The organism is Ancylobacter pratisalsi (genome assembly GCF_010669125.1).
Taxonomy (GTDB): Bacteria; Pseudomonadota; Alphaproteobacteria; order Rhizobiales; family Xanthobacteraceae; genus Ancylobacter; species Ancylobacter pratisalsi.
Map to the genome: position 1 here is coordinate 3,176,711 of NZ_CP048630.1, position 16,909 is coordinate 3,193,619.

A 16,909-nucleotide genomic window follows, 5' to 3' on the forward strand; every position below is an offset into this window, starting at 1 on the left:
CCCAGTCATGGTCCAGCTCACGCTTCCGAAGAACTCGCAGCTCACTGAAGGCAAGGTGTGGCCGAAGCCTTCCGGAGCCAACCGGCTGACCGAGTACCACATCTACCGCTGGAACCCGGATGACGGGAAAAACCCGGCCGTGGACACCTATTTCGTCGACCGAGACGACTGTGGGCCGATGGTGCTGGATGGTCTCATCTGGATCAAGAACAAGGTCGACCCCACGCTGACCTTCCGCCGCTCCTGCCGCGAGGGCATTTGCGGTTCGTGCGCGATGAACATCGACGGCACCAACACGCTCGCCTGCCTCAAGAGCATGGACGACGTCACCGCAAAGTCGGTCAATGTCTACCCGTTGCCGCATATGCAGGTGGTGAAGGACCTCGTTCCGGATCTCACGCAGTTCTACGCCCAGCACGCTTCGGTCGAGCCCTGGCTGCACACCGAGACTCCGGCTCCGGAGAAGGAGTGGCGTCAGGCGCGCGGCGATCGCGAGAAGCTTGACGGGCTTTATGAGTGCATCCTGTGCGCCTGCTGCTCGACCTCCTGCCCCAGCTACTGGTGGAACGGCGATCGCTATCTCGGCCCGGCGGCTCTGCTCCAGGCCTATCGCTGGCTGATCGACAGCCGCGACGAGGCGACCGGCGATCGGCTCGACGACCTGGAAGACCCGTTCCGGCTCTATCGCTGCCACACCATCATGAACTGCGCCAAGGCCTGCCCGAAGGGGCTCAATCCGGCCAAGGCGATCGCCGAGATCAAGATGATGATGGTGGCGCGCCAGTTCTGAGCCGCTACATGTGCGGGCGATGAACGCTCTCGCCCGCCCCACCTTCCGCTTCGCGCCGAGCCCGAACGGGCTGCTGCATCTGGGCCATGCCCGATCGGCGCTGATGAATGCCGCGATGGCCAAGGCTATCGATGGCCGCCTGCTGCTTCGCATCGAGGACATCGACGCGGCGCGCTGCCGGCCTGATTATGAGGCGGCGATCCATGAGGATCTCGCCTGGCTCGGCCTTGACTGGGAGCGCCCGGTGCGCCGGCAGTCCGAGCATTTCCCCGACTACCGCGCGGCGCTGGACAAGCTCCTCGCCATGGGTTTGGTCTATGAGAGCTTCGAGAGCCGTGCCGAGATCCGCCGTGAGGTGGAGGAACGACCCGGCTGGCCACGTGACCCGGACGGTGCGCCGCTATTTCCCTTTGCCCGCGAGACGATGAGCGAGAGCGAGCGCGCCAGTCGCCGTGCGGCCGGTGAGCCTCATGCGCTGCGGCTCGACATGAGGCGGGCGGCGGCGATGGCGGGCCCATTGGGCTGGCGCGAGGTCGGCGGGGCCGGCCCGGACGCCGCCGACACTCTGGTGGCCGATCCACTGGCGTGGGGTGATATCGTCATCGCCCGCAAGGATGTGCCCACGAGCTATCACCTTGCCGTTGTGGTTGATGATGCGCTGCAGGGGGTAACCTATGTTGTGCGCGGGAGTGACCTGAAGGCCGCCACGTCGGTGCACCGGCTGCTGCAGCTTCTACTCGGCTTGCCAGAGCCGCTCTACACGCACCACCCGCTGCTGCTGGACGCGGAGGGGCGCAAACTCTCGAAGTCGATCGGCTCGGAGAGCCTGCGGGCCCTGCGCCAGGCGGGTGTGAGCGCGGGAGAGGTGCGCCGCAGGGCTCTCGGCCCGTCCGCCTAGCGGGTGTCACGGGGCGGATACCACGTGGGCAGGAGGTGGGGGCGAGTGCTTGCGAGCTGAACGTCTCCCGGTCGGGCGTCTCACCCAACCCCGAGAATCATCAGCCAGATCGTGACGGTGAACAGGCTGACAGCGGTGGAGAGCGACACCGCCCCCGCCGAGGCGGCGACACCGACGCGATAGCGCTGTGCCAGAAGATAGGCGTTGATCCCGCTTGGCATGGCGGCGAACACGACCGCCACATCGGCCCATACCGGAGGCATCGGCAGAAGGCGGGTCAGCACATAGACGATGGCCGGATGGACGATCAGTTTCAGCGCCGTGATCAGGACCGCAGGGGCAAAATCACCGCGGATCGGGTAGCGATGCAGGGCGAGGCCCAGCGAGACCAGCGCGCAGGGCACGGCGGAAGCGGAGAGCATGTCGGCGATCTGCTTGAAGATCCCGCTCAGCTCGAAGCCCGTGAGCTTGGCGATGCCGCCGGCATAGATGCCGATGAGGATCGGGTTGAAAGCCAGCAGGCGCAGGAGCTTCTTAAGCCCCGCCGCCGAAAGGCCGCCATGCACACCCTCCGTCAGGACTGTCGCAACGACCATCATGATAGGCAGATGGACCGCGATGAGCAGGAACAGCGGCACCGCGCCCTCCGGCCCGTAGGCCTGGAGAATGAGCGGCACGCCGACGAAGACGGTGTTGGCCTGTGCGGAGGTGAATCCGTGAATCACCGTCTCGGTGTAGTCGCGGTGAAAGAGCCGACGCGCCGCCAGCATGCCGAGCGCGAAGACGATGAAGGCGCCGGTGAAATAGGCGATCCAGTAGCCCCAGGGCTGGCCTTCCTCTGGCAGGCGCGCGCCCGCCAGAGTCTTGAAGATCAGCACCGGAACCGCGAGGCCGAACACATATTCCGACAGCCCCTCGGCGGCGCGCTCGCGCAGGTGACCGCTGACAGAGGCTAGAAAACCGAGCCCTATGAGCCCGAAGACCGGCGCCACGATGAAGGTTATGGCGCTGAGCTGGGCGAACATGAAAGGACTTAGGCCGCCACTTCGGAGGACGCGCTGGACACCAGATGGGAGGTGCGCACCGGCACCATCACGTCGATGCGCGCCCAGAGGCGTTCGGCAAGTTCAACGGGCGCCACGAATGCGATTTCGGCGCGCATGTTGCCGAGATTGGCGGGATCGATCTTCCCATCCGGCGGGCCGTCGAGGCGGATCCGGGTCGGCTGCACGTCATGGATCGCGAAGGGTTCGAGCAGGCGCAGCATCAGATTGGGATGAGCATCAGCCTCGACAACGAGGCGATGACGGAGAGGGCCGGAGAACATGGCAAATTCCCATGACGAAGGAGAGATAGGGCAGGCGCGTCAGCTATCCCGGCCGAACTGTTCGGCCGGGCGGCGAATTCGCCGTGCCGCGCGGATGCGCTTGTTCTCGTTGGTCCACATCGTCATGGCCGGCAAGCTATGCGCCGAATGCAGCCTCGTCAATGGGGTGAGATCGGAACCGCACGCTCACCGTCACGGCGCGGGCGGAGCGTCCTGAAGCAGGAGATAGTGGGTCGGATTGTCCGGGCAAAGCCCGCCGCCGCATTCCAGAACGGTGGAGACGCCGTTGGCAAGAGTGAGTAGCGCGACCAGCCCGAAGGCGCCGAACGCAAACGCGCCGAACGCACGAGGTGGGCTGTCGGACGGTTCAAACTGGCGGTCGAACAGCAGAAGCAGTGCGCAGCCCACGACAATGAGGCAGCTCAACACCACGCCCCAAGTATAGAAGTGAAGTCCGAAGAAGGCTTCGCCATAGGTGCCCGTGCCCGGCACGATGTGCAGGAGCGTCTGGCGCACGGAAATATCCCCGCCTGCGACCGCGGAGAGGATCGCGACGCCGTAATGGCTCGGGCGCGGGCCGAAGCGCAGGTTGAGCGCCAGACCGAAGCCGACACCGACAAAGCCCACGCGCTGAAGGATGCAGAGAGGGCAGGGCAAGTCGCCGCCGACGAACTGATCGAAGAAGGCGAAGACCAGAACGGCCGAGATGGCGAGAACGCCAAGCCCGTTGAGAACGCGCGCGCGCTCCGGTGTCAGAAAGGTGTTTGCCGCGTCTGTCATGAAAGGCCCCTCACAACACCACGTCGAGCGCGTCGGTGCTGTGGCTGCGGAAGAGCAGCAGCAACACCACCATGGACAGTGCCCAAAGCAGGAGGGCGGGGCCGCGCCGTCCGCCTCCCGCGAGAAGGAAGGCGGCGAAGATCCCGAAAAAGGGAAGGCTCATCATGGGGAAAACCCGATCCGTTGATCGTCGGCGGCGTCGCGACGGTATGCCAGCACAGCAGGAAGCCGCCCTAAAGTCACGCTGCACCGCATCGCCTGGGGATAGCTTCGCGGGGGATGGCTACAGGAAGCTCTGCGGATCGATGTCGATCTGAACCTTCAGGCTGCCGGTCGCGCGGGGGGCGCCGGCCATCCAGGCTCGGACATAGGACGACAGGTCGAAAGCGCGCTCGGAGCGCGCCAGCAGGCGGAAGCGGTGCCGTCCGCGCACGAGAGCCAGCGGCGCCTCGGCGGGGCCGAGCACACGCACTTCCGATGTGAAGGGCGCACAGGCGGCCAGCGCACGGGCATGAGACTGGGCGGCGTGATTGTCAGTGCCGGAGACGATGAGCGCGCAGAATCGGGCGAAGGGCGGCAGATGCGCCTCCTCGCGGATCGCGATCTCCTGATCGTAGAAGGCATCACGGTCGCCCGCGACCAGCGCCTGCATCACCGGATGCTCGGGTATGTAGGTCTGGAGGAAGGCGCGACCTTCCACATTGGCGCGTCCCGCACGTCCGGCGACCTGGTGCAGGAGCTGGAACGTGCGCTCCGCCGCGCGCGGGTCGCCATGACCGAGCCCGACATCGGCGTCGATCACGCCCACCAGAGCGAGGCCGGGAAAGTTGTGCCCCTTGGCGACGAGCTGGGTGCCGACCACCACGTCGACCTCACCATCCTCGATCGCTTTCAGCTCGGCCCGCATACGCTCCACCCCACCGGCGAGATCGGAGGAGAGCACCTGCACGCGTGCGTTCGGCATCAGCCGGACGACTTCCTCATGCAGCCTCTCGACGCCCGGCCCGCAAGGAATGAGTGCGTTCGGTTCGTGACAGGCCGGGCATTCGCTGGGCACCGGCATGGCATAGCCGCACTGGTGGCATTCGAGACGTCGGCGGAAACGGTGTTCCACCAGCCAGGACGAGCAGGACGGACAGCGCAGGCGATGCCCGCAGGCGCGGCAGAGCGTGAGAGGGGCGTAGCCACGCCGGTTGAGGAACAACAGGCTCTGGCCGCCGGCCTCCAGCGTGCACTCCATCTCCCGCGCGAGGCGCGGGGCGACCCACTGGCCGCGCGGCGGTCCTTCCTTGCGCAGGTCGATCGGCTCGAGGCGCGGCACGCGGGTACCGGTAAAGCGCTCGGGCAGGTGCAGGCGGGTATAGCGTCCGCGCCGGGTGTTCACTTCCGTCTCAAGCGACGGCGTCGCCGAGACGAGGGCGATCGGCGCCTCCTCCAGCCGAGCGCGCAGCACCGCCATGTCGCGCGCATGGTAGTGGACGCCGTCTTCCTGCTTGTAGGCGCCGTCGTGCTCCTCATCGACAATTATCAGCCCGAGGTCGCGAAACGGCAGGAACAGCGCCGAGCGGGCGCCCGCGACGACGCTGACTTCGCCCGAGGCGACACCCTTGAACAACTTCCCGCGCCGCTTCGAGCTGACAGCGGAATGCCACTCGGCGGGAAGCACGCCGAAGCGGCGGGCAAAACGATCAAGAAACGCCTGGGTGAGGGCGATTTCAGGCATCAGGATAAGGGTCTGCTGCCCTTGACGGATCGCCTGTGCCACCGCTTCGAAATAGGTCTCGGTCTTGCCTGATCCGGTGACGCCATCGATGAGCGTCGGCGCGAATGCGCGGGCCTTCACGGCATCCACGAGCCGGGCGGCGGCCTCGCTCTGCGCGGGCGAAAGATCGGGGCGGGAATGCTCGGGATCGGGCACCTCGGCGGCCGGCTCGGGCGGAAGCACGACCGTCTCCAGCACGCCGTCATCGATCAGTCCGTCGACCACGGAGGCGGAGACGCCGGCCTCGCGCGCGGCTTCCGACTTGGAGCGCACGAACCCGTCGAACAGAGCCTCGACGACCTTGGTGCGCGCCTTGGTCAGCCGCTCGGGGCGCCTGTCGGTGAGGTACACGCCGGTGCGCTCGCGGCCGATGCCTGCGCTTTCGTCGTGGCGCAGGGCGAGGCGCAGCACCATGCCGGGTGGCGTCACCGTGTAGTCCGCCATCCACTCGATAAAGGCGAGCATCGCCGGCTGGAGCGGGGCGACGTCATATCGGCGCTTGATCGATTTCAACTTGGCGGGATCGACGGCGGGCGCGCCGCCCGCGCGCGGCCACACGCAGCCCAGAACCTCGCGGGTGCCCAGCGGCACTACGACGATATCGCCCGGCGCGAGCTCCATGCCCTCCGGCACGCGGTAGGAATAGGCCGCGCCGATGGCGAGCGGCAGCAGCACGTCTACGACGCTTTCGCGCGAAGGAAACAGGGAGGGGGAATCGACGGGGCTTGGCTTGGTCATGCGAGGCTCTTCATAGCGCATCGCGGCGCCGTGCGTCGCGCGGCACGGCGCCGGATTTTTCGCCGGCGCCGGACGGGTGCGAAGGGCGACGAAACGTAAATCATCCCATGCCACCATTACGGCGATTCGCGAGAGGCGGTCTTCGCGGGAGATAGTCATGGCAAGCACGGATGCACAGAAGGCGGCTCGTGCCGAGCGCTCGCTTCTGGCCGGCGCGGCACCCGATGTCGCGGCGGCGGCGAGGGGCTGGCTCGACCGGCTCGGCCATGAGCGCCGGCTCTCGCCCAAGACCCGCGAGGCCTATGCCCGCGACGTCTCCACCTTTCTTGGCCTGCTCGCGGCCGATCGCGGTGGCAAGCCGGACCTTGCCGCGCTGGCCGCGCTGACCCCGCGCGAGGTGCGCGCCGTGATCGCGGCGCGGCGTGCGGAAGGCATCGAATCGCGCACCCAGATGCGGTTCCTCGCAGCGGCCCGCTCCTTCGGACGCCACCTGGAGCGCGAAGGGCTCGGCAAGGTCGGGGCACTCGCGGCAGTGCGCGCGCCGCGCATTCCACGCACCCTGCCGCGCCCGCTGCTCCCGGAGGACGCGCTGGCGATGACGAACCCAGCGACGCGCGCCGGCGACGCGCGCGAGCCGTGGATTCTCACCCGCGATGCTGCCGTGCTGGCGCTGCTCTACGGCTCGGGACTGCGTATTTCCGAAGCGCTCGGCCTGATGCGCCGCGACATGCCCGAACCCGGGCGCGGCGATCAGATCATCGTCCATGGCAAGGGCGGCAAGACACGCATGGTGCCGGTGCTGCCGGCCGTGCTGTCGCTGATCGACGCCTATGCCCGCGCCTGCCCCTATGATCTGGAACCGACAGCCGCGCTTTTTCGCGGCGCCAAGGGCGGCCCGCTCTCGCCGCGTATCGTCCAGCTGGCGGTGGAGCGGATGCGCGGTGCGCTGGGCTTGCCCGACAGTGCCACGCCACATGCGCTGCGCCATTCCTTTGCCACCCATCTGCTGGGGCGCGGTGGTGATCTGAGGTCGATCCAGGAGCTTCTTGGCCACGCCTCGCTTTCCACCACGCAAATCTACGCGGCGGTGGATTCGACGGCCCTCATGGCCGCCTGGCGTTCCGCCCACCCGCGCGCGGGCAGGTGAGGCCCATGACCCCCGTTCGCCCCATGATCGAGCATATGTCGATCGGCGTGAGTGACTTCGCCCGCTCGCTCGCCTTCTATGATGCGGTGCTGGCGTCGCTTGGTTTCGTGCGGGTGATGTGCTTTGCCGAACCAGAGGGCGAATCCGCCTGCTGGGGGCCTGAGGGTGAACTCCCTTCGCCCGAGGGCACCCCCGGCGCGGCGCCGTTCTGGATCCAGCACCGCAGCGCTGCCGTGATCCCGCCGCCCGGCTTCCATCTGTGCTTCATGGCGCCGGATCGCGCGGCGGTGCGGGCGTTCCATGCCGCCGGCGTTGTGAGCGGAGGACGCGACGAAGGCGCGCCGGGGCTGCGTCCGCATTACGGCGAGGGGTATTATGCGGCCTTCCTGTTTGATCCCGACGGTTGGAAAATCGAGGCGGTGACCTACACGGCTGCGTGAGAACAGGTGGCTTGCCAGTATTTGGTGCAACCCGATACCGGTGCCGGGCTTTTAATCATGGCGTGTGTGAGTGACACTTTCCCTATCGGAAGTCATGTCGATGAGGAGAGTGTCTGATGAAGCGTATCGCCACCTTCGCCTGCGCGTTCGCCCTCACCCTTGCCGCGACCGGTGCGGCGCTGGCTGACTGTTCCCCCGGCCATACGGCGTCGACCCCGCCGGTGCAGACGGACACCAAGGACAGCTGACGGCTCCCTGTCGGGCTTGAACTGAAACGGCCCGGAAGGTGACTTCCGGGCCGATTTCGTTTTCGCTCGGTGTGGTTCCGCCAGCGATGGTTCTCACATGTGGATGGAACGCTTCTCCACCGCCATCGCCGCTTCCTTCACCGCTTCGGAACGGGTGGGGTGGGCGTGGCAGGTGCGGGCGAGGTCTTCGGACGAGCCGCCGAACTCCATCAGAACCGCCGCTTCGTGGATCATCTCGCCCGCTTCCATGCCGATAATGTGCACTCCGAGCACCTTGTCGGTGGTCTCGTCGGCCAGAACCTTCACGAAGCCCTCGGTCTCGTCATTGGCCTTGGCGCGTCCATTGGCGAGGAAGGGGAACTTGCCGACCTTGTAGGCGATGCCTTCCGCCTTCAGCTCTTCCTCGGTCTTGCCGACCGAGGCGACTTCCGGCGAGGCATAGACCACGGCGGGAATGACGTCGTAGTTCACATGACCCGCCTGGCCGGCCAGCAATTCGGCGATGGCGACGCCTTCGTCTTCCGCCTTGTGGGCGAGCATCGGTCCGGTGATGACGTCGCCGATGGCAAAGATGCCAGGCACGTTGGTGCGGTAGTAATGATCGGTGACGATCCGCCCGCGCTTGTCCTTCTCGACACCGAGCGCCTCAAGCCCCAGCCCTTCGGTGAACGGCACGCGACCGATGGCGACCAGCACCACATCGGCCTCCAGCACCTTCGCCTCGCCGCCAGCGGCGGGCTCCACCGAGACCTTCAGCGTCTTGCCGGAGCTGTCGACGCCTGTGACCTTGGAACTGAGTGTGAACTCGAAGCCCTGCTTCTGCAGGATGCGCTGGTAGGACTTCGCCACGTCGAGGTCCATGCCGGGCAGGATGCGGTCGAGGAATTCCACCACCGTCACCTGAGCGCCCAGGCGCCGCCACACGCTGCCGAGCTCCAGCCCGATCACGCCGGCGCCGACCACGACCAGCTTGCCCGGCACTTTTTCAAGTGTGAGCGCGCCGGTGGAGGAGACGATTCGTGTCTCGTCGATCTCGATCCCCGGCAGCCGGGCGACGTCCGAGCCGGTGGCGATGACGATGGCCTTGGTTTCCAGCGACTGGGCCGAACCATCGTCCATCGCGACATCCACCTTGCCCGGCGCAGCGATGGTGGCGGTGCCATGATAGGTGTCGATCTTGTTCTTCTTCATCAGGAAGGCGACACCCTTGGTGTTGCCCTCGACCGCCTGGTCCTTGAAGCCCAGCATCGCCTTTATGTCGAGCTTGGGTGTGCTCACACCGATGCCCATCTTGGCGAAGGAGTGGCCGGCCTCCTCGAAGAGGTGTGAGGCGTGCAGCAGTGCCTTGGAGGGAATGCAGCCGATGTTGAGGCAGGTCCCGCCGAAGGTGGCGCGCTTTTCGACAACAGCGACCTTGAGGCCGAGCTGGGCGGCGCGAATGGCGCACACATAGCCGCCGGGGCCGGTGCCGATGACAACAAGATCGTAGGACATGGGAGGCAGTTTCCTTGAATCCCTAAGGTGTCAGCCCGCCTTCTGGACGGCAAGGCGAAGGCCGAGCAGCACGAAGGTCGCGCCGGTGACCCGGCTGAACCAGCGACCGCAGGCGTTGAAACGCGCCCGCACCGCAGGGTTGGTGAAGAACAGCGTGACGCAGGCGAACCAAGCGATGAGCGCACCGGCCATGCCAAGGCCATAGACAAACACCACCGGGACGGGCGTTTCGTGGCTCACAATGGCCGAGAACAGCGAGAGGAAGAACAGCACCGGCTTGGGGTTCAGCGCGTTGGTCAGGAACCCCATGCCGAAGCACGCCGGCAGCGAGGCGCGGCGCACGGTGCCCGCCTCACGCGCCAGGGCGGGCTCGTCGAGGCGGATCGGCTTCTCGAAAAAGGAACGCAGGCCGAGATAGAGCAGATAGGCGACGCCGCACCACTTGATCAGCGCGAACAGCGCCAGCGACTGCGACACGATGAGCCCGATGCCCAGGATGGTGTAGGAGATGTGGAACAGCAGCGAGGCGCCGATGCCGAAACTTGTCACCAGCGCCGCGCCGCGCCCGTGCAGCACGCTCTGACGCACGACGAGGGCGAAATCCGCCCCCGGCGCCACGATCACGACCGCGAACACCGCCATCAGCGCGGCGAACTCGTTCAGATAGTTCATGCTGCCCTCCAACCGGGCCGTTTCCGGATCACAGATCCAGCACGAGGCGGGCCGGATCCTCCAGCGCTTCCTTCACGCGGACGAGGAACGTGACGGCGCCCTTGCCGTCGACGATGCGGTGATCATAGCTCAGCGCCAGATACATCATCGGGCGGGCGACGATCTGGCCCTTCACGACAACCGGGCGCTCCTCGATGCGATGCATGCCGAGAATGCCGGACTGCGGCGCGTTGAGGATCGGCGTCGACATCAGCGAGCCGTAGATGCCGCCATTGGTGATGGTGAAGGTGCCACCCTGCATATCCTCGATGCCGAGCTTGCCATCGCGCGCCTTGCGGCCGAGACCCGCAATGGTCTTCTCGATGCCGGCGATGGACATCTGGTCGGCATCGCGCACCACCGGCACGACAAGGCCCTTATCGGTGCCGACTGCAATGCCGACATGGTAGTAATTCTTGTAGACGAGGTCCTGGCCATCGATCTCGGCGTTCACCTCGGGCACGTCCTTCAGGGCCTGGATCACCGCCTTGGTGAAGAAGCCCATGAAGCCCAGCTTCACGCCGTGCTTCTTCTCGAACACATCCTTGTACTGGGCGCGCAGGCTCATCACCGCCGACATGTCGACATCGTTGAAGGTGGTGAGCATCGCCGCGGTGTTCTGCGCGTCCTTCAGCCGCCGGGCGATGGTCTGGCGCAGCTTGGTGATCTTGACGCGCTCCTCGCGGGAAGCGTCGTCGGGAGCGGAGGGCGCGCGGGCCACGGTCGGGGCCGGAGCGGGGGCCGCAGGCGGGTTGGCGAGGGCTTCGAGCATGTCGCCCTTGGTCACGCGCCCGTCCTTGCCGGTGCCGGCAAGCATGGCGGGGTTGAGGCCGGACTCCGCGGCGATCTTCGCCACCGCCGGGCCATTGGCGCCCGCCGCCGCCGAAGCTGGCGCGGCGGCCGGAGCGGCGGCCGGGCTGGCTGCCTTGGCAGGCTCGGCCTTCGGCGCTTCGGCCTTGGGGGCCTCGACCTTGGCGGGAGCGGCCGCCTTGCCGGCGCCCTCGCCGATGGAACCAAGCAGGGCGCCGACGCCCACGGTTTCACCGTCCAGGGCGATGATTTCCGAGAGCACGCCGGCGGCGGGTGCGGGCACCTCGATCGTCACCTTGTCGGTCTCAAGCTCGACAAGCGGCTCGTCGGCGGCGACGGCGTCGCCCGCCTTCTTGAACCACTTGCCAATCGTCGCCTCGGTGACCGATTCGCCCAGCGTCGGGACGCGGATCTCGGTTGCCATTGCTCTTTCTTCCCTACCTGAGCCGGCCCGGGGCCGGCGATCCCTCGAATATGTTCGAAATCGTCACGCGTCAGCCCAGAGCGTCCGCGAGGAATGCCTTGAGCTGGGCGAGGTGCTTGGACATGAGCCCGGTTGCGGTCGCGGCGGAGGCCGGGCGGCCGGTGTAACGCGGCCGCGCCGAAGCCGAGCCAACCTGTTCCAGCACCCATTCCAGATAAGGTTGGACGAAGGCCCAGGCGCCCTGGTTCTTCGGCTCTTCCTGACACCAGACGATTTCGGCCTGCTTGAAGCGTGACAGTTCCTGCACCAGCGTCTTCAGCGGGAACGGGAACAGCTGCTCCACGCGCAGCAGGTAGATGTCGTCGACACCGCGCCGCTCACGCTCCTCATAGAGGTCGTAATAGACTTTGCCGGTGCACAGCACGACGCGGCGGATCTCGCCGTCTGCCTTTAGGTCGATCGAATCCGGTGTCTTGTGGCCCGAGGAGGCGTCGGCATCGTCCCACAAAATGCGGTGGAAGGAGGTGCCGGCAGCCATTTCGGAAAGCCGGGAGACCGCCCGCTTGTGGCGCAGCAGGCTCTTCGGTGTCATCAGGATCAGCGGCTTGCGGAAGTCACGCTTCAGCTGACGGCGCAGCGCATGGAACAGATTCGCCGGCGTCGTGCAGTTGGCGACCTGCATGTTGTCTTCGGCGCACATCTGCAGGAACCGCTCAAGCCGGGCCGAGGAATGCTCGGGGCCCTGGCCTTCATAGCCATGCGGCAGCAGGCAGACGAGCCCCGACATGCGCAGCCACTTGCGCTCGCCGGACGACAGGAACTGGTCGAAGATGACCTGCGCGCCATTGGCGAAGTCGCCGAACTGGGCTTCCCACAGAGTGAGCGCGTTCGGTTCCGACAGCGAGTAGCCATATTCGAAGCCGAGCACCGCTTCCTCCGAGAGCATCGAATTGATGACCTCGTAGCGGGCCTGGCTTTCGGCCAGATGGTTGAACGGCGTGTAGCGGTCCTCGGTCTCCTGATCGATCAGCACCGAATGGCGCTGCGAGAAGGTGCCGCGCTCGCAGTCCTGACCCGAGAGGCGCACCGGGTGGCCTTCGAGCTGGAGCGTGGTAAAAGCCAGCGCCTCGCCGGTCGACCAGTCGATGCCTGCGCCGTCGTCGATGATCGCCTTGCGGCGGGCATCGAGGAAGCGCTGGATGGTGCGGTGGACGTGGAAGCCCTCCGGCACCGTCGTGATCTTGGTGCCGATGTCACGCAACACGTCGAGATCGACGCCAGTGACGCCGCGGCGCGGGTCATCCTCGGCATTGGCGACCTTGAGGCCCGCCCAGCGCCCGTCCAGCCAGTCCGCCTTGTTGGGCTTGTAGGCCTGGCCTGCGTCATATTCCCCGTCGAGCCGCGAGCGCCATTCGGCGCGCATCGAATCGATTTCGCCCGGCACCAGCACGCCCTCGGCTTCGAGCTTCTTGGAGTAGATCTCGAGCGTGGTGGGGTGCTTCTTGATGGCCTTGTACATCAAGGGCTGGGTGAAGGCTGGCTCGTCGCCTTCATTGTGGCCGAAGCGCCGGTAGCAGAACATGTCGATGACCACCGGCTTGTGGAACAGCTGGCGGAACTCGGTGGCGATCTTGGCGGCGAAGGTCACGGCCTCAGGGTCGTCGCCATTCACATGGAAGATCGGCGCTTCGATGGTCTTGGCCACGTCCGAGGGATACGGCGAAGAGCGCGAGAAGCGCGGGTAGGTCGTGAAACCGATCTGGTTGTTGATGATGAAGTGGATCGAGCCGCCGGTGCGGTGCCCCTTCAGCCCGGACAGACCCAGGCATTCCGCCACCACGCCCTGGCCGGCGAAGGCCGCGTCACCATGCAGAAGCAGGGGCAGAACCTGGGTGCGGTCGGTATCGGCAAGAAGGTCCTGCTTGGCGCGCGACTTGCCAAGCACCACCGGATCGACGATTTCCAGATGCGAGGGATTGGCGGTCAGCGACAGGTGCACCTGATTGCCGTCAAACTCGCGGTCCGATGAAGCACCAAGGTGGTACTTCACATCGCCCGATCCCTCGACCTCGTCAGGGGCCCATGAGCCGCCCTTGAATTCGTGGAAAAGCGCGCGGTGCGGCTTGCCCATCACCTGGGTCAGGACGTTCAGGCGGCCGCGATGGGCCATGCCGAACACGATCTCCTTCACGCCGAGATTGCCGCCACGCTTGATGATCTGTTCCAGCGCCGGGATCAGGCTTTCGCCCCCGTCGAGGCCGAAGCGCTTGGTGCCGGTGTAGCGCACGTCCAGAAACTTCTCGAAGCCCTCGGCCTCGACAAGCTTGTTCAGGATGGCGCGCTTGCCCTCGCGGGTGAAGGTAATCTCCTTGTCCGGGCCTTCGATCCGCTCCTGGATCCACGCCTTCTCCTCGGGGGAGGAAATGTGCATGAACTCGACGCCGAGGGTGGCGCAATAGGTGCGCTGGAGGATCGCGATCATCTGCCGGACGGTGGCGAACTCCATGCCCAGCACGTGGTCGATGAAGATCGGCCGGTCGAGATCCGCCTCGCGGAAGCCATAAGACGCCGGGTCGAGCTCGGGGGCGGAATGCTCGGGCTCGAGGCCGAGCGGATCGAGCCGTGCATGAAGATGGCCGCGCATGCGATAGGCGCGGATCATCATCAGGGCCTTGACGGAGTCGCGCGTCGCCTGCTGCACGTCCGCCGAGCTCAGCTCGACGCCGGCCTTCTGGGCCTTTTCCTTGACCTTGTCGGAAGTCTTCTTCTCGACCTCGATCCAGTTACCGTCCATGGCCGAGACAAGCTCGCCATTGGCGTGGATCGGCCAGTTGTCCTTCTTCCAGGAAGCGCCGCGCGCACTTTTCTCGACGTCGGCGGGGGTGTCCTTCAGCCCGCCGAAGAAAGCCTGCCACTCGGCGTCCACCGATGTGGGGTCTGCCTCGTAGCGGGCATACAGATCTTCGATCCAGGCCGCGTTGGCGCCGTAGAGGAAGGAAGTATTGAGAAAAGCTTCGTTCAGATCCGCACGTGCCATGGGTTCATCCCTGGTGGTCGGTCGAGCCTGGATTTCCCTGCGTCATCCGGCGCGAAAATCCAAGCTAGTTAAAAGTCCTACGAACGGCGCGCCGACCACTGCAAGTTCGCGCGCTGTCCGTTGTGTCTGCGTGGTTCCCAGTCGAATTGGCCGTGCGAACAACAACTACGCAAAAGCGACGAGAGGAAGACGCCCCCCGGCGGCTGGCAAATGAGTCATCGCCTCACTCCGTCGAACGGGCCTCGAACAAATAGTCATGGAACGTCAACGTGTCCTTCAAGTCGTACCATGGTTTCAGATAGGCCTCGACCTCCGGCGCCTGCTCGGTCTCGACCAGGATGTAGCGCGGCCGGTGGGTATCGAAATCCAGCCCCTGAAGCACCGGAAGCTCGAACCCCTCGACGTCCAGCGAGAAGAAGTCGACCTTGCTTATGCCGTGCTCCGTCAGCAGTGCTGAAAGGGCGCGGATCGGCACCGTGATCTGTTTCGCCGCTGCCCCGCTCCGGTCCTTCTTGCCGTTTGCAACCGTGGTGGTGAGGTCCGACACGCTCAGCGTCAGCGTGTCGCCATCGCTCGCCATCGCCCCCAGTGCCACATTCGCCACGGGCGTCTTGCGGAAACGCTTGGCCAGCTTTGCCAGCTCCGGCACAGGCTCGATCAGCAGGCCCGACCATCCGCGATAGGCTTCGAGGTACCAGGTATTTGATTGTGAAATGCCGTCGTTCGCTCCGACCTCGATGAAGGTTCCGTTGGTCCCGGGAAGGTATTTCAGCATTTTGCGGTCGATATCGAACAACGCGGGAAACGCGTCACGCCCGATAGCGGCCATGCTCCTAAAGTACATGTATTTCAGGTATTTCTTTTGCCAAGGACTGATCGGCAACTTTCGGAACAGGTAACGCAGCATTGAAATCACAGCCCCCAGGATTGGCCGCCCGACCGGCACGGCCATCGACTGCAATCTTGCAAGGGAATGGCTGCTCAGCAACCATTCGACGCCTACGATCGCCGAATTACGGCGCACCGTCCGATATCTAGGCATTTGGCGCGCCGATCTCGCAACGCGCCTTACCGAGGGGCGGCTTCTTGCCAAATGCGCGCGGACGTTCGGGAGAACGTCGCGGACAGGGGCTGACCTCACCGACGCGCGGTCAACGACCGCATGCGCGGGATTGGAGCCTCGTTGCGCTGGCAGGTTCATTGCCACTTTCCCGGTTGCCGAAGCTGGCCGCGCGAGCCGGCTTCGGCGTCTTCATCGGCGGCGATGCCGCCTATCCTCACGCACCCAGGTCGGGCGCGATCTTCCGGCACTCGGCGACCAGTTCCTGGACCGAGGCAATGGACTTGTCGAGCATGGCGCGCTCGCTCTTGTCGAGGCTGATCTCGACCACGCGCTCCACGCCCTTCGCCCCGATGATGACCGGTACGCCGAGGTAGAGGTCCTTCACGCCATACTCGCCGGAAAGGAATGCGGCGGCCGGCAGAAGGCGCTTCTTGTCGCGCAGATAGGAGGTCGCCATCTCGATGGCGGACGCTGCCGGCGCATAGAAGGCTGAGCCGGTCTTGAGCAGGTTGACGATCTCGCCGCCGCCCTTGCGGGTGCGATCGACGATGGCATCCACGCGCTCCTGGGTGGTCCAGTTCATGGCGACCAGGTCAGGCAGCGGGATGCCGGCCACGCCGGAGTAACGCACCAGCGGCACCATGTCGTCGCCATGGCCGCCGAGCACGAAGGCCGTCACGTCCTCGACAGAGACGTCGAATTCGTCCGCCAGGAAGTAGCGGAAGCGGGCCGAGTCCAGCACGCCGGCCATGCCCACGACCTTGTGGGTCGGCAGGCCAGAGGCCTTCTGCAGCGCCCACACCATGGCGTCGAGCGGGTTGGTGATGCAGATCACGAAGGCGTCGGGGGCGTATTTGGCGATGCCCGCGCCGACCTGTTCCATGACCTTGAGGTTGATGCCGATGAGATCGGACCGGCTCATGCCGGGCTTGCGCGGAACGCCCGCGGTGACGATGACGACGTCGGCGCCTTCGATCACTTCATAGCTGTTTGTACCAGAGAGCTTGGCATCGAAGCCCAGCACCGGGGAGGCCTCGGCTATGTCGAGGCTCTTGCCCTGCGGAATGCCCTCGGCCACATCGAACATGACGATGTCGCCAAGCTCCTTGAGCCCCGCGAGAAGGGCCAGAGTGCCGCCGATCTGACCAGCCCCGATCAGTGCAATCTTTGCTCGAGCCATGAGATTTCCTGACGTTTCGAAGAAGGTGCGGCGGACTGCCGCGCGGGGACGGATAGCCCT

Annotated in this window: 16 protein-coding genes; 5 read left to right on the forward strand and 11 right to left on the reverse strand. The window is 65.7% G+C overall.

The features are described from left to right. Nucleotides 1-7: 7 nt before the first annotated feature. Nucleotides 8-790: a succinate dehydrogenase iron-sulfur subunit gene (locus G3A50_RS14960; protein WP_163076010.1), complete on the forward strand. Its 783-nt coding sequence runs from the start codon at nt 8-10 to the stop codon at nt 788-790. A 19-nt stretch (nt 791-809) separates the two neighbouring features. Beyond that, nucleotides 810-1,688 carry a tRNA glutamyl-Q(34) synthetase GluQRS gene (gluQRS, locus tag G3A50_RS14965; RefSeq protein ID WP_163076011.1) on the forward strand — a complete coding sequence of 293 codons (879 nt, stop codon included), beginning with the start codon at nt 810-812 and terminating at the stop codon, nt 1,686-1,688. Nucleotides 1,689-1,768: 80 nt separating this feature from the next. On the opposite strand, the gene G3A50_RS14970 is transcribed toward gluQRS, so the two are convergent. The 5 genes from G3A50_RS14970 to G3A50_RS14985 all read right to left on the reverse strand — a co-directional run bounded on the left by G3A50_RS14970 (nt 1,769) and on the right by G3A50_RS14985 (nt 6,295). Then, complete coding sequence (locus tag G3A50_RS14970; RefSeq protein ID WP_163076012.1) at nt 1,769-2,713, reverse strand: AEC family transporter; 945 nt, start codon at nt 2,711-2,713, stop codon at nt 1,769-1,771. 8 nt (nt 2,714-2,721) lie between these two features. Next, nucleotides 2,722-3,015, reverse strand: a complete 294-nt coding sequence (locus G3A50_RS14975; RefSeq protein WP_163076013.1) for a hypothetical protein — start codon at nt 3,013-3,015, stop codon at nt 2,722-2,724. 192 nt (nt 3,016-3,207) lie between these two features. Beyond that, nucleotides 3,208-3,795 carry a disulfide bond formation protein B gene (locus tag G3A50_RS14980; RefSeq protein WP_163076014.1) on the reverse strand — a complete coding sequence of 196 codons (588 nt, stop codon included), beginning with the start codon at nt 3,793-3,795 and terminating at the stop codon, nt 3,208-3,210. A gap of 10 nt (nt 3,796-3,805) precedes the next feature. Beyond that, nucleotides 3,806-3,961 (reverse strand): DUF5993 family protein, encoded by a 156-nt coding sequence (locus tag G3A50_RS22405; protein WP_170308642.1) that lies wholly within the window; start codon nt 3,959-3,961, stop codon nt 3,806-3,808. A 117-nt stretch (nt 3,962-4,078) separates the two neighbouring features. Next, nucleotides 4,079-6,295, reverse strand: coding sequence for a primosomal protein N' (locus tag G3A50_RS14985; protein WP_163076015.1), 2,217 nt, complete (start codon nt 6,293-6,295; stop codon nt 4,079-4,081). A 157-nt stretch (nt 6,296-6,452) separates the two neighbouring features. Here G3A50_RS14985 and G3A50_RS14990 point away from each other — a divergent pair, with 157 nt between their 5' ends. From G3A50_RS14990 to G3A50_RS22855, 3 genes are all read left to right on the forward strand, one after another. Next, nucleotides 6,453-7,442: a tyrosine recombinase XerC gene (locus G3A50_RS14990; RefSeq protein ID WP_163076016.1), complete on the forward strand. Its 990-nt coding sequence runs from the start codon at nt 6,453-6,455 to the stop codon at nt 7,440-7,442. A gap of 5 nt (nt 7,443-7,447) precedes the next feature. Continuing rightward, nucleotides 7,448-7,882 (forward strand): VOC family protein, encoded by a 435-nt coding sequence (locus tag G3A50_RS14995; RefSeq protein ID WP_163076017.1) that lies wholly within the window; start codon nt 7,448-7,450, stop codon nt 7,880-7,882. A 116-nt stretch (nt 7,883-7,998) separates the two neighbouring features. Beyond that, the gene (locus G3A50_RS22855; protein WP_281355816.1) at nt 7,999-8,130 is read left to right on the forward strand and encodes a hypothetical protein; all 132 of its coding nucleotides are present in this window, start codon (nt 7,999-8,001) and stop codon (nt 8,128-8,130) included. 93 nt (nt 8,131-8,223) lie between these two features. Here the strand turns inward: G3A50_RS22855 and lpdA are convergent, their stop codons facing one another. The 6 genes from lpdA to mdh form a co-directional block, all read right to left on the reverse strand. Further along, a complete protein-coding gene (gene lpdA / locus G3A50_RS15000) occupies nt 8,224-9,624 on the reverse strand; it encodes a dihydrolipoyl dehydrogenase (protein WP_163076018.1) in 1,401 nt (466 codons plus the stop codon). Between the two features lie 30 nt (nt 9,625-9,654). Beyond that, nucleotides 9,655-10,296 (reverse strand): LysE family translocator, encoded by a 642-nt coding sequence (locus G3A50_RS15005; RefSeq protein WP_163076019.1) that lies wholly within the window; start codon nt 10,294-10,296, stop codon nt 9,655-9,657. 28 nt (nt 10,297-10,324) lie between these two features. Beyond that, nucleotides 10,325-11,569 carry a 2-oxoglutarate dehydrogenase complex dihydrolipoyllysine-residue succinyltransferase gene (gene odhB / locus G3A50_RS15010; protein ID WP_163076020.1) on the reverse strand — a complete coding sequence of 415 codons (1,245 nt, stop codon included), beginning with the start codon at nt 11,567-11,569 and terminating at the stop codon, nt 10,325-10,327. A gap of 70 nt (nt 11,570-11,639) precedes the next feature. After that, nucleotides 11,640-14,606, reverse strand: a complete 2,967-nt coding sequence (locus G3A50_RS15015) for a 2-oxoglutarate dehydrogenase E1 component (protein WP_163076021.1) — start codon at nt 14,604-14,606, stop codon at nt 11,640-11,642. A gap of 223 nt (nt 14,607-14,829) precedes the next feature. Beyond that, entirely contained in the window at nt 14,830-15,558 is a 729-nt protein-coding gene (locus tag G3A50_RS15020; protein WP_163076022.1) for an FkbM family methyltransferase, read from the reverse strand. A gap of 325 nt (nt 15,559-15,883) precedes the next feature. Next, the gene (gene mdh, locus G3A50_RS15025; protein WP_163076023.1) at nt 15,884-16,849 is read right to left on the reverse strand and encodes a malate dehydrogenase; all 966 of its coding nucleotides are present in this window, start codon (nt 16,847-16,849) and stop codon (nt 15,884-15,886) included. Nucleotides 16,850-16,909 lie beyond the last annotated feature (60 nt).

Bases quoted from the DNA above. Each gene is read 5' to 3' on its own strand.
- G3A50_RS14980 (WP_163076014.1), bottom strand. From the start codon at position 3,795: ATGACAGACGCGGCAAACACCTTTCTGACACCGGAGCGCGCGCGCGTT.
- G3A50_RS15005 (WP_163076019.1), bottom strand. From the start codon at position 10,296: ATGAACTATCTGAACGAGTTCGCCGCGCTGATGGCGGTGTTCGCGGTC.
- mdh (WP_163076023.1), bottom strand. From the start codon at position 16,849: ATGGCTCGAGCAAAGATTGCACTGATCGGGGCTGGTCAGATCGGCGGC.
- G3A50_RS14975 (WP_163076013.1), bottom strand. From the start codon at position 3,015: ATGTTCTCCGGCCCTCTCCGTCATCGCCTCGTTGTCGAGGCTGATGCT.
- G3A50_RS22855 (WP_281355816.1), top strand. From the start codon at position 7,999: ATGAAGCGTATCGCCACCTTCGCCTGCGCGTTCGCCCTCACCCTTGCC.
- G3A50_RS14995 (WP_163076017.1), top strand. From the start codon at position 7,448: ATGACCCCCGTTCGCCCCATGATCGAGCATATGTCGATCGGCGTGAGT.
- odhB (WP_163076020.1), bottom strand. From the start codon at position 11,569: ATGGCAACCGAGATCCGCGTCCCGACGCTGGGCGAATCGGTCACCGAG.
- gluQRS (WP_163076011.1), top strand. From the start codon at position 810: ATGAACGCTCTCGCCCGCCCCACCTTCCGCTTCGCGCCGAGCCCGAAC.
- G3A50_RS15015 (WP_163076021.1), bottom strand. From the start codon at position 14,606: ATGGCACGTGCGGATCTGAACGAAGCTTTTCTCAATACTTCCTTCCTC.
- G3A50_RS14990 (WP_163076016.1), top strand. From the start codon at position 6,453: ATGGCAAGCACGGATGCACAGAAGGCGGCTCGTGCCGAGCGCTCGCTT.
- G3A50_RS14970 (WP_163076012.1), bottom strand. From the start codon at position 2,713: ATGTTCGCCCAGCTCAGCGCCATAACCTTCATCGTGGCGCCGGTCTTC.
- lpdA (WP_163076018.1), bottom strand. From the start codon at position 9,624: ATGTCCTACGATCTTGTTGTCATCGGCACCGGCCCCGGCGGCTATGTG.
- G3A50_RS14985 (WP_163076015.1), bottom strand. From the start codon at position 6,295: ATGACCAAGCCAAGCCCCGTCGATTCCCCCTCCCTGTTTCCTTCGCGC.
- G3A50_RS14960 (WP_163076010.1), top strand. From the start codon at position 8: ATGGTCCAGCTCACGCTTCCGAAGAACTCGCAGCTCACTGAAGGCAAG.
- G3A50_RS15020 (WP_163076022.1), bottom strand. From the start codon at position 15,558: ATGGCCGTGCCGGTCGGGCGGCCAATCCTGGGGGCTGTGATTTCAATG.
- G3A50_RS22405 (WP_170308642.1), bottom strand. From the start codon at position 3,961: ATGATGAGCCTTCCCTTTTTCGGGATCTTCGCCGCCTTCCTTCTCGCG.